At 65.3% G+C, this 7264-nt stretch carries 9 protein-coding genes; 7 read left to right on the top strand and 2 right to left on the bottom strand.

Going from position 1 to position 7264, the window contains the following annotated elements:
• Positions 1–275: 275 nt before the first annotated feature.
• Entirely contained in the window at positions 276–710 is a 435-nt protein-coding gene (locus AC0L3D_RS31635) for a DoxX family protein (protein ID WP_023803843.1), read from the top strand.
• Between the two features lie 51 nt (positions 711–761).
• On the opposite strand, the gene AC0L3D_RS31630 is transcribed toward AC0L3D_RS31635, so the two are convergent.
• Complete coding sequence (locus AC0L3D_RS31630) at positions 762–1067, bottom strand: hypothetical protein (RefSeq protein ID WP_023803842.1); 306 nt, start codon at positions 1065–1067, stop codon at positions 762–764.
• A 346-nt stretch (positions 1068–1413) separates the two neighbouring features.
• Between AC0L3D_RS31630 and AC0L3D_RS31625 the strand changes: the two genes are divergently transcribed.
• The 4 genes from AC0L3D_RS31625 (at position 1414) to AC0L3D_RS31610 (ending at position 4147) form a co-directional block, all read left to right on the top strand.
• The gene (locus AC0L3D_RS31625) at positions 1414–1824 is read left to right on the top strand and encodes a hypothetical protein (protein ID WP_287223958.1); all 411 of its coding nucleotides are present in this window, start codon (positions 1414–1416) and stop codon (positions 1822–1824) included.
• Positions 1825–1903: 79 nt separating this feature from the next.
• Positions 1904–2452, top strand: coding sequence for a terminase large subunit domain-containing protein (locus AC0L3D_RS31620; RefSeq protein WP_287229471.1), 549 nt, complete (start codon positions 1904–1906; stop codon positions 2450–2452).
• A 319-nt stretch (positions 2453–2771) separates the two neighbouring features.
• Positions 2772–3527, top strand: coding sequence for a phage terminase large subunit family protein (locus AC0L3D_RS31615; RefSeq protein WP_473646974.1), 756 nt, complete (start codon positions 2772–2774; stop codon positions 3525–3527).
• Positions 3524–4147, top strand: a complete 624-nt coding sequence (locus tag AC0L3D_RS31610) for a hypothetical protein (RefSeq protein ID WP_473646972.1) — start codon at positions 3524–3526, stop codon at positions 4145–4147. Before AC0L3D_RS31615 ends, AC0L3D_RS31610 begins: the two co-directional genes overlap by 4 nt.
• 279 nt (positions 4148–4426) lie before the next feature.
• On the opposite strand, the gene AC0L3D_RS31605 is transcribed toward AC0L3D_RS31610, so the two are convergent.
• The gene (locus AC0L3D_RS31605) at positions 4427–5074 is read right to left on the bottom strand and encodes a methyltransferase domain-containing protein (RefSeq protein ID WP_473646971.1); all 648 of its coding nucleotides are present in this window, start codon (positions 5072–5074) and stop codon (positions 4427–4429) included.
• A 127-nt stretch (positions 5075–5201) separates the two neighbouring features.
• On the opposite strand from AC0L3D_RS31605, the gene AC0L3D_RS31600 reads away from it, so the two are divergent.
• Both AC0L3D_RS31600 and AC0L3D_RS31595 read left to right on the top strand, forming a co-directional pair.
• Positions 5202–6926 (top strand): portal protein, encoded by a 1725-nt coding sequence (locus AC0L3D_RS31600; RefSeq protein ID WP_287364025.1) that lies wholly within the window; start codon positions 5202–5204, stop codon positions 6924–6926.
• Entirely contained in the window at positions 6923–7246 is a 324-nt protein-coding gene (locus AC0L3D_RS31595; protein WP_473616224.1) for a Bbp19 family protein, read from the top strand. Before AC0L3D_RS31600 ends, AC0L3D_RS31595 begins: the two co-directional genes overlap by 4 nt.
• Positions 7247–7264 lie beyond the last annotated feature (18 nt).

The following is a 7264-nucleotide window of genomic DNA, read 5'->3' as shown; positions in this document are numbered from 1 at the left end:
TCCGCCCGGGGGGGGGCCCCGCCCCGCCGCGGCGGGGGGGCGGGGGGGGCCCCCACGGGCCCGGAGAGGGGCCTTTTCTTTGCAGGCGCTGTCCCCCTCTCCGTCGCGGCTTCGCCGCGCCACCTCTCCCCCCACTTCGGTGGGGGAGAGGAACCCAGTCCTGCAGCGGCCTGGCTGCTTGCGCTGTCTCAGCCAGTATTCTCGGGGGATGATGTCGGGTTTGCGGCTGGTGCAACGTCCTTGGGGCGAAATCGGTCGCAACCCTGGAGGACGGCATGTCATCGGAAACCACCCAATCACCGGCTCAACCGCCGTGGCAGACCGCGGCAATCCTGACTGGCCGCTTGATCTTCGCAGCCGTCTTCCTCATGGCGGTGACCTTCAAATTCATCGACATGGGCGCCACCGCGGGCTACATCGCCGCCGCCGGATTTCCGTTCCCGCTGTTTCTGGCCTGGTGCGCGGCCGTGCTCGAAGTCGTCCTCGTGCTGTGCTTCCTGACCGGCGCCTTGTTCTCGCAGGCCGCTCTTGTCGCCGGCGCCTATGTGCTGTTCCTCGCCTTTGCCTTCCACGGGCCGTCGCACTGGGCCGGAAACCAGGCCGAGTTCGGCTTTTTCGTCGATCATTTTACCTTCCTGGCCGGGCTGCTGTTTGCCGCCGTGCATGGGCCGGGCCGTGTGCTGACCTGGAAGGCTGCACTGGCCAGGTGATCGTAGCTCGGCTGGCAAGCGGCGTTCCGATACGGCGAGGCGATCGCGACGTCACATCTGGTCGTTGTAGGGTTCCTTCATCTGGCCGACCATGCGCGCCAGTTTGGAGAAGGACGGCATGTCCGCCTCCGGCTGACACTGGTTCGCCAGCTCCAGCAGCCGGATCGGAAAGTTGACGGCATCGCGGCTCGACGCCGACATGCCTTCTGAGCGCTCCTCGCTGGTCTCGCTGGCTTCGGCCTTGCGCAAGGCGATGTCTATCTCTTCGACCGTCAGCACGCCCTTGCGGACAAGGACCTGATTGATCGATGCGACGGCCATCAGCAGGCCCTCGAGTTGCAGATTGGCGACATTCATGGCTTTGCTCCCATTGGCAAATTGCAAACGCGCGAGCGCCGGTTCCGATCCGGACAGCTTCAGCATAGCGCGGCGCGCAGCCGAATTTTAGGCCGGCCCGCGAGATTTCGCTTGCTTTGTGACGGCAGCTATGCTAGGAATATAGTCATGGTGCTGATTTGCGCCAACGACCCGCCCACCGAGGCGGGTTTTTTTAATTCAAGCCTTCTCACAAGTTCGTGCCTGTGTTGCCGATATCAAATGTCGGCGGGACAGCGCCCCCCTCTGTCCTGCCGGACATCTCCCCCACTTGGGGGCGATCGGATGTCACCTCGGCTTTCGCTAATCACCAGCATCGCGGTAGGCCATGGCCGAGAATCCTTTCGACGACGAACCGGCTGATGTGGCCGAACCCAAGCCTTCCGGCCGGCCGAAACGGGCGAAAAAAACGCTGGCCGATGGTTTTCTGGAAGCCATCCGCGCCGATTTCCGGGCGCATGGCGCCGGTGTCATCGCCGAGGTTCGTACCGAAAAGCCCGATCAGTATCTGAAGATCGTGCTGTCGGTGCTGCCCAAGGATCTGCATCTCAACATCAACAGTCTGGAAGCACTGAGCGATGACGAAATCAGGCAGCGCATCCGCGGCCTCGAAGCCGTCCTGCGGCCGTTTCTCGAAAAGTCTGGCGTCGCAAGACCGGGCCTCGCAAAGCCGGGCCGCGACGGCGAAGACCGAGTATCTGAGCCTGCTCAGGGAATTGGACCGGAGGCGGCGCACTAACCAGCTTGCCGCCTACCGGCCTTACCCGCGACAGGCCGAGTTCCATGCGGCCGGTGCTGCCAACCGAGAACGCCTGTTCATGGCCGGCAACCAGCTCGGCAAGACAAGGGCCGGCGGCGCCGAATGGGCGATGCACCTCACCGGCCGCTATCCCGAGTGGTGGCAAGGCAAGGTTTTTGACACGGCCGTGCGGCTGTGGGCGGCGGGCGTCACCGCCGAGGGCACGCGCGACAACCCGCAGCGCATTTTGATCGGCCCGCCGCAGCAGCCGGCGGCGTGGGGCACCGGCATGATCCCGGCCGACGCCATTGTCAGCACCATCATGGGGCGCGGCGCGCCGCATGGGCTGGACAGCGTCGTCGTGCGCCATGGCGGCGGCGGCGATGTGCAGGCCGATGAATCGGTGCTGTCGTTCAAGAGTTTTGAGAAGGGCCGCGAAAAGTGGCAGGGCGAAACGCTGCACGGCGTCTGGTTCGACGAGGAACCACCGCTCGACATCTATTCCGAAGGCCTGACCCGCACCAACGCGACAGGCGGCATCACCATCGTCACTTTTACGCCGCTGCTCGGCATGTCGGATGTGGTGCTGTTGTTTCTGTCGGCGGAAGCGGTGGAGGGAATGGGGTGAGGGGGCAAGTTCAGGAAGAGTGGGTCTTTTCGAGCAAAATCCGAAGACGTCCTTCCTACCTCGCGCTGCCCCTCATCTGCCTGCCGGCATCTTCTCCCCGTATAGTGACGGGGAGAAGGGGCTGGCCGCGGCCTCGGCGCTCTTTCCGCAACGTTGGCAATTGGCGAAACCGACGATGGCGGCTTCTTTCTCCCCGTTTACGGGGAGAAATGCCCGGCAGGGCAATGAGGGGCGGTGCGGCGCTAGCTCGGAAAGTCACGCCCAAACAACACCATACGTCCGGCGCCTGCCAACATGATTCAAGTGCGAGGGCGAAGAAATGACCCGCCACGTCACCTTCATGACCATCGACGATGCCGAGCACTACACGCCGCAGCAGCGCGCCGCGATCGTATCGGCCTATCCGGCGCATGAGCGCGAGGCGCGGGCGAGGGGCATTCCGGTGCTGGGTTCCGGCCGCATCTTTCCGGTGGCGGAGGAGCTGATTGCCTGCGAGCCGTTCCGGCTGCCGCGCTACTGGCCGCGGCTCGGGGCGCTGGATTTCGGCTGGGATCACCCTTCCGCTGCTGTCGAGCTCGCCTGGGATACGGAGGCCGACGTCGTCTATGTCGCAAAAGCCTGCCGCGCCTCGCAGCAAACGCCGGCCATGCAGGCGCTGACCCTGAAACCGTGGGGCGAACGGCTGCCCTGGGCGTGGCCGCGCGACGGCCGCCGCGAGACGCTGGAAGGTGCGGGCGTGGCACTTGCCCGGCAATATGGCGCGCATGGTCTGAACATGCTTTCCAGCCATGCGCAGTTCGCCGACGGTTCGGTGTCGGTCGAGGCCGGGCTGATGGAGATGCTCGACCGCATGCAGAGCGGCCGCTTCAAGGTGTTCTCGACGCTTCTGCCCTGGTTCGAGGAGTTTCGGCTCTACCATCGCAAAGACGGCCAGGTGGTGAAGCTGCGCGACGACCTGATGGCGGCGACACGCTATGGTGTGATGATGCTGAGGGAAGCGGTGGTCGACCCGGCCGAGTTCAAGACGGCACGGCGAAAGCCAGGGCAGAGCGATCCGCTGGGGGCGTTCCGGTGAGGGCGCTGACCGTTCGCATTGTCAGCGCTACGCTGCGCGACCTCTCCTACATCGCCGCCAACCTGCGGCCCGAGGACCGGACGGAGATCGACTGCCAGTTCGACGAATGGTCGCCGGCGCTGCTGGCGCTGACGGCGCTGCAGGGGTTTGCCTATGTCGCCGAGCTGAACGGCAATCCGGAGGTCGGCTTTGGCGCCGCCGAGCAGCGCGGCGGCTTATGGATCGCCTGGAGCTGGGGCACGCGCCGCATGAGGCGCTGCGTGCCTGGGATCACGGCGTTCTTTCACGCCGTGCTCGGTCCGCAGGTTGCCGCGCACGGCGCCTGGCGGGTCGAGGCGCGGGCGCTGGCCAGCAATGAATTGGCGCTGCGCTGGCTGGCCCGGCTTGGCGCCACGCAACGCTGCCGCCTGCCGGGCTACGGCAAGAACGGCGAGGATTTTTTGCTCTACGACTGGACGAGGTCGTCTGACTTTGGGTCGTCTGACTTTGGGTCGTCTTACTTTGGAGAAAGCTGGAACCATGTGCCTTTTTCAAAAGCCGCCGGCGCTGAAGCCGCTGCCACCGACACCGACCATTGCCGACAAGGACGTGCAGGCGCGCGAAGCAGCGCTCCGGGCTGAGCTCGAGCAGCGCCAGGGCACCGCCGGCACGGTCAAGACCGATTTGTCGCCGAGCGAACTCAGCGGCCAGCGCCGCGTGCTGCTGGGGATTTGATGTGGGGAGGAGGGTAGCGTCTAGCAGCACCCCCCTCTGTCCTGCCGGACATCTCCCCCTCAAGGGAGGAGATTGGATGTCACCTCAGCTTTCGCCAACCACCAACGCTGGAAGGCTGGCGAAACGCCGAAGCTGCCAATCTCCCCCCTTGAGGGGGAGATGGCCGGCAGGCCAGAGGGGGGTGTTCAAGCACCGACGTCGAACTCTGCGCGCTCTCGCCCCGGCTTGCGCGCGAAGGCCCAGACCATCAGCGGATATTCCTCGTCGTTGCTGAGGTCGCGCCATAGGCCGTAGGCGCGCACCGGGCCGCCGATATGGGCTTTTGCGCAGGCTTTGTTGCCCCAGCTGAACACTTCAATGTTTGCCTGGGGGAAGCCGCCCTCGACCAGGACCTGCTTGAGGCCGGCGGCGGTCCAGCGGTTGTAGTCGTGCGGCCTGGCATGCACCCTGAACAGGAACGGCGTCGCCACCATCGCCCAGCCGCCCGGCCGGGTCATGGCGTGGATATTCTGTGCCGCGGCAAACGGGCGCTGCACATGCTCCAGCACCTGGTCGGCGATGACGACGGAATATTGCCGGTCGGTGCGGTCCTTGCAGATGTCGAAATCAGGGAAATCGACGGAGGTGTAGTTCGAGCAGATCGTCTTCCAGTGGCGGTTCCAGCCGGGCGAGATCTCGATCACGTCTGAGGATTTGCGGCCGTCGGCCTCAAGAAACGCGGTGAACGCCTCGATCTGCCTGATGCGCAGCCAGTTGCGGGAATCGTAGCCGATCAGCCGCTTTGCAACCTGCTTGCTTCGCCGCTTCAGGGCGCCGGGTAGGCTTTCCGTCATTATCAAATCGATCTCCTTGAGTCGCCGCCCCGCGCCCCTTGAACATCGCAAAAGCGAACAAAATTCGACCTGGCCTTGGCAATATCTGGGCTTCGAACAAGCTGATACATCAGAACAAGGAAATGCCATGGCGAGCGATTCCCGTGCCCACGATATCCTGTCGCGACAGGCGGAACTGGAGAGCGAGCGCAGCCAGTATGAGGCTGTCTGGGAGGCGGTGTCGGAATTCTGCGACCCCGACGCGCCCGATGTCTGGAGTGGGCGCCGGGGCGCGGAACCGCAGGCCGAGCGGCAGCAGCGGCGCGGCGCCCGTGTCTACGCCAACACCATCAACTCGGCCGCCAACCGGCTGGCTGCGGGGCTGGAAAGCCTGATCATTCCGCAGTCGGAGAAATGGCACGGGCTGTCGACCGCCGCCGTGAATGACGAGGAGAGCGAGGAGGAGAAGGAATGGGCGGAGGCGCTTCGCGATTTCCTGTTTGCGCTGCGCTATTCGGCCAATTCGAATTTCGTGCCGGCGACGCAGGCCTGCCTGCGCAACGTCGTGCGCTATGGCCCAGCCTATCTCTACGCCGAGGAGGGCTTTGGCGGCACGCTGATCCGCTATGCCTCGATCCCGGTGGTCGAGGGCTATCTCTGCCGCAACCGCTGGGGCCAGGTCGACATTTTCCACCGCCGCTATGAGCGCACGGCACGGCAGGCGGCGCAGCTGCTCGGCTATGACAAGCTGCCGGCGCGGATCAAGATGCTGGTCGACGACCCGGCCAAATGCGAGACCAGGATCTCGCTGATCCAGTGCATCCAGCCGCGCGACGAGCGCAAGATGTACCGGCTCTCCGGCACCTACCAGTATCTCGACACGGCCTTCGCCTCCTATCACGTCGTCGAGGACGAGGAGGTCATCGTCAGGGAGAGCGGTTTCCGCTCCTTCCCAGTGTCCTGCTTCAACTGGCGCCGCCATGAGGGCGACCCCTATGGCATCTCGCCGACCATCGAGGCGCTGACCACGGTGCGCGAGGAAAATGCCGTGCGCCGCTCGGGCCTCAGGGCGCTGCAGCAGATCACCGATCCGGCGACCGCGTCGAAAGCGCGGCTCGACTATGTGCCGGTGCTCAATCCCGGCGAGAACTATCCCGGCCTGATCGACGACAATGGCCGGCCGCTGATTGCGCCGATCGCTGTGGGCCAGAACCCGACCCATGCATTCGGCTACGCGGAAAGCCGGGCCGAGGAGATCCGCGACATGATGTTCGTCAACCTGTTCCAGACGCTTGTGCAGAACCCGCAGATGACGGCCACCGAAGCCTTGATCCGGCAGGAGGAGAAGGGCGCGCTGCTCGGGCCCTCCGGCTCGATCATCCAGGCCGGCTTTGCCGCCAATCTCGACCGCGAGCTCGGTATCCTCGAGGACAAGGGATTGTATGAGGAAGACAGCCGCTTCCTGCCGCCGGCGAGCCTTGCCGGCAAGGCGGTGCGGCCGACCTTCACCGGCCCGCTCGACGTGCTGCGCCGCTCGGCCGAGGCGCGCGACACCATCCAGGTGGTGACCACGGCCATGCAGATGGCGCAGTTCGACCCCGGCGTCATGGACAATATCGACGGCGACGAGGCGCTAAAAATCGTGCAGAGCGCCGGCCGCAGCCCGCAGCGCATCTTTCGCCGCCAGGACGAGGTGGCTGATATTCGCGATGCCCGAGCCAGGGCGCAACAAGCGCAGGCCGGCATGGCGGCGATCGCCGCCGCCGGCAAGGTTGCCAGGGATGCGGTGCCGGCGGCGGTCCAGGCGCGCGACAGCGGCCTGCTCGACAGTCTCAGCGGGCTGATGCCGCAGGGCGGCGAGGGCGGCGCATGAGCGGCAAACGCTTCGCCCATTCGCGCCAGGCCGGCGGCCCGGCCAAGGCGCAGGATGCGCTGACCAGGGCCTATCTCAGGGTGTTCTCAGGCCAGGACGGCGAGATGGTGCTGGCCGACCTGACGGCGGCGACCGGCTATTACCGCCGCCCGTCCTATGGCGAGTGGATGGCCAAGACCAGGACGCCGAACGGCTTCGAACTGCACAGCGCGCTGAGCAACGCGCGCGCCGAAGTGGTGCAGCACATCATGGGGTTTTTGACACTGGACGAAGCGCAACTGGCGGCGCTGGAGAAGGCGGCGCGGCTGGAGGGGCGGTAGGGTGATGAAACTGCCTTA

The organism is Mesorhizobium sp. WSM4837 (assembly GCF_055811435.1).
Note: the sequence above shows the minus strand (reverse complement) of the source record. Positions and strands in the feature narration are given on the sequence as shown.

Excerpts from the sequence above, each read along its gene's own strand:
- AC0L3D_RS31630 (WP_023803842.1), bottom strand. The coding sequence starts at position 1,067 with ATGAATGTCGCCAATCTGCAACTCGAGGGCCTGCTGATGGCCGTCGCA.
- AC0L3D_RS31635 (WP_023803843.1), top strand. The coding sequence starts at position 276 with ATGTCATCGGAAACCACCCAATCACCGGCTCAACCGCCGTGGCAGACC.
- AC0L3D_RS31615 (WP_473646974.1), top strand. The coding sequence starts at position 2,772 with ATGACCCGCCACGTCACCTTCATGACCATCGACGATGCCGAGCACTAC.
- AC0L3D_RS31620 (WP_287229471.1), top strand. The coding sequence starts at position 1,904 with ATGGCCGGCAACCAGCTCGGCAAGACAAGGGCCGGCGGCGCCGAATGG.
- AC0L3D_RS31600 (WP_287364025.1), top strand. The coding sequence starts at position 5,202 with ATGGCGAGCGATTCCCGTGCCCACGATATCCTGTCGCGACAGGCGGAA.
- AC0L3D_RS31595 (WP_473616224.1), top strand. The coding sequence starts at position 6,923 with ATGAGCGGCAAACGCTTCGCCCATTCGCGCCAGGCCGGCGGCCCGGCC.
- AC0L3D_RS31625 (WP_287223958.1), top strand. The coding sequence starts at position 1,414 with ATGGCCGAGAATCCTTTCGACGACGAACCGGCTGATGTGGCCGAACCC.
- AC0L3D_RS31605 (WP_473646971.1), bottom strand. The coding sequence starts at position 5,074 with ATGACGGAAAGCCTACCCGGCGCCCTGAAGCGGCGAAGCAAGCAGGTT.